Source organism: Arhodomonas sp. KWT (assembly GCF_010993615.1).
Genome location: NZ_WNXE01000300.1, coordinates 1 through 2,428, shown reverse-complemented (window position 1 = coordinate 2,428; position 2,428 = coordinate 1). Strand labels below are relative to the sequence as shown.

At 70.6% G+C, this 2,428-nt stretch carries 4 protein-coding genes and 1 pseudogene; 4 read left to right on the top strand and 1 reads right to left on the bottom strand.

Going from position 1 to position 2,428, the window contains the following annotated elements:
- From G7A99_RS18145 to G7A99_RS18130, 4 genes and pseudogenes are all read left to right on the top strand, one after another.
- Positions 1-183: pseudogene (locus tag G7A99_RS18145) on the top strand (enoyl-CoA hydratase); the annotation flags it as partial.
- 97 nt (positions 184-280) lie between these two features.
- A complete protein-coding gene (locus G7A99_RS18140; protein WP_163142804.1) occupies positions 281-916 on the top strand; it encodes a TetR/AcrR family transcriptional regulator in 636 nt (211 codons plus the stop codon).
- A 74-nt stretch (positions 917-990) separates the two neighbouring features.
- A complete protein-coding gene (locus G7A99_RS18135) occupies positions 991-1,620 on the top strand; it encodes a VOC family protein (protein WP_240466338.1) in 630 nt (209 codons plus the stop codon).
- Between the two features lie 2 nt (positions 1,621-1,622).
- Positions 1,623-2,195, top strand: a complete 573-nt coding sequence (locus G7A99_RS18130) for a flavin reductase family protein (RefSeq protein WP_163142801.1) — start codon at positions 1,623-1,625, stop codon at positions 2,193-2,195.
- Here the strand turns inward: G7A99_RS18130 and G7A99_RS18125 are convergent.
- Positions 2,192-2,428: MarR family winged helix-turn-helix transcriptional regulator (locus G7A99_RS18125; protein WP_371807632.1), on the bottom strand; the 237-nt coding region annotated here is incomplete at its 5' end. The genes G7A99_RS18130 and G7A99_RS18125 overlap by 4 nt on opposite strands.

Sequence of the window (2,428 nt, the reverse complement as noted above, 5' to 3'; positions counted from 1 at the left end):
GCGGAGACCATCGCCGCCAAGGCGCCCACCGCGCGGCGGCTCGGCAAGCAGCTGTTCTACCGCCAGCTCGGCATGAGTCTGCCGGACGCCTATGCCGATGCGAGCCGCACCATGGCACGCAACATGATGGCCGAGGACGCCCAGGCGGGCATCGACGCCTTCCTCAACCGCAAGCGGCGCTGATCTATCGCCGCGCCAACCCGCCGGCACGCGGCGGGTTGGCAGGGCTGGAACCGGCTCCTATAATAACTGACCAGTCAGTCATTATAGGAGGGCGGGCATGGCACCCCGCGTCGTGGACGTCGAGGCCCGCCAGCGGGCCATCGCCGGGGCGGCGGTCGAGGTCTTTGCGCGTGACGGCTTCCAGGGCGCGCTGGTTGATGACATCGCCGCCGCCGCCGGGCTCAGCAAAGGCTCCGTGTACCGCTACTTCGACGACAAGGAGGCGCTGTTTCGTGCCGCCTTCGAGGCCTGCCAGGGTGCGCTGATGGCCGAGTGCCAGGCGGCGATGGCCGCCCGGGACGGTCACTGGGACGCGTTGGCCGCGGGGCTCTTGGCGGCGGTGGCCGGGCTGCGCCGGCAGGTGGCGATCTTCCCGCTGACGCTGGAGTTCTGGGCGGCGGCGAGCGCCGGTCCGGCGCGGGAGCGTCTCGGCACCATCATGCGCGGCATGTACGCCGAGTTCCGCGCGCTCGTCGCGGAGACCGTGCGGGCCGGGCAGTCGGCGGGGGAGCTGGATGCGGGCGTCGATCCCGAGGCCGTCGCCGCGTGGCTGGTGGGGGGTGTGGACGGCGTGGTGCTGCAGCACTGGTTCGATCCGTCTGTGAATCCCGACCACGTGGTCGCCGGTATGCTGGAGACCGTCCGCCGGGGGCTGCAACCCGCCGGGACGCGGGGCGACGACGGTGCCGCCTGACCCGGTATCCGCGTTTCGTGGTTCCGTCCGTCACTGGCCGTGCAGGTTAGTGGCCGACCACGCGAGATCTGAAAATGTGCCCCGTCGACGCGCCGGCCGCCAATGCCCGGCGGGGGCTGGGCGACTGGGAAACGGAGGGAGCCATGCGCTGGCGCGGTGTGCATCATGTGGAGTTCTCGGTGCTCGATTACGAGCGTTCCATCGCCTTCTACGACCGGATGTTCGGCTGGCTCGGTTATCACAGCTTCTGGACGCTGGACGTCGGATATCGCTCCACCTACTACATGGCGCGTTACCCCTTCGCGCACAGCTACATCGGTATTCAGCCGGCGCGGACCGGTGAGCGGCTGCACCACGACGAGCACGCCACCGGTATCCATCACATCGCGCTGTGGGCGCGCCGCCGGCGGGAGGTTGACGACTTCCGCCGCGAGTTCCTCGCCAACGCGCCGGTCACCGTCACCGACGAGCCGGCGGAGTACCCGGTCTACGCGCCGGGCTATTACGCGGTGTTCTTCTCCGACCCGACCGGGATACGCTGGGAGCTCGCGCACACGCCGTTCCTGCCCGGCATCGGGGCAATCCGCCGCTCACTGCGGGTCGCGCGGCAGCTCCGGCGGGAACACCCGGAATGGCGCCAGCACCCCGTGCGCGAGATGCAGCGCACGCTGCCCTCCCGCGAGGAGGCGGCGGGGGAGGAATGACCATGGCAGGGAATTACTGGCAGCCGTATCCCGTCGAACGCGCGCGGCGTTACCTGGAGCCGGGGCCCGTGGTGCTGGTGTCCTCGGCATGGGCGGGCGGACGCAACGTGATGACGCTCGGCTGGCACACGGTCATGGAGTTCTCGCCTGCGCTCGTCGGCTGCATGATCTCCGCGGGCAACCACAGCTTCGGGCTGATCCGCGAGGCCGGCGAGTGCGTCATCAACCTGCCGACCCTGGAGCTGCTCGACGCGGTGGTGGGCGTGGGCAATACCACCGGCGCCTCGGTGGACAAGTTCGAGCGCTTCGGCCTCACGCCGGCGTCGGGTGAGGTCGTGGCGGCGCCGCTGATCCGCGAGTGCCACGCGGCGTTCGAGTGCCGGCTGGCCGGGGACCGCCTGGTCCCGGACTACAACTTCTTCGTCTGGGAGATCGTGCGCGCCTGGGTGAAACCGGCGCCGGCGTGGCCGCGGACGGTGCACTACACCGGCGACGGGGTGTTCATGGTCTCCGGCGGGACCGTCGACCGGAGCGCCGACTTCCGGGCGGAGATGCTGCTGTCGCCTTCGGGCTAGCCCCGGCCCTGGTTGCCGATGACGCGCTCACCCGATTCGGCATCCCCGGCATGCCCCGACAGCGCCGAGGCCAGGCGGCGGAGGCTGTGCTCCACGGTCTCCAGCTCCTCGGGGGAGAGGGCGTCGAGCCGGTCGCCGAGGTGCGCCATGTGGGCCGGGAAGACCTCGTCGAACAGTGCCTCGCCCTCGCCGGTGAGCCGGACGTAGACGCAGCGGCGGTCCTGCTCGCAGGG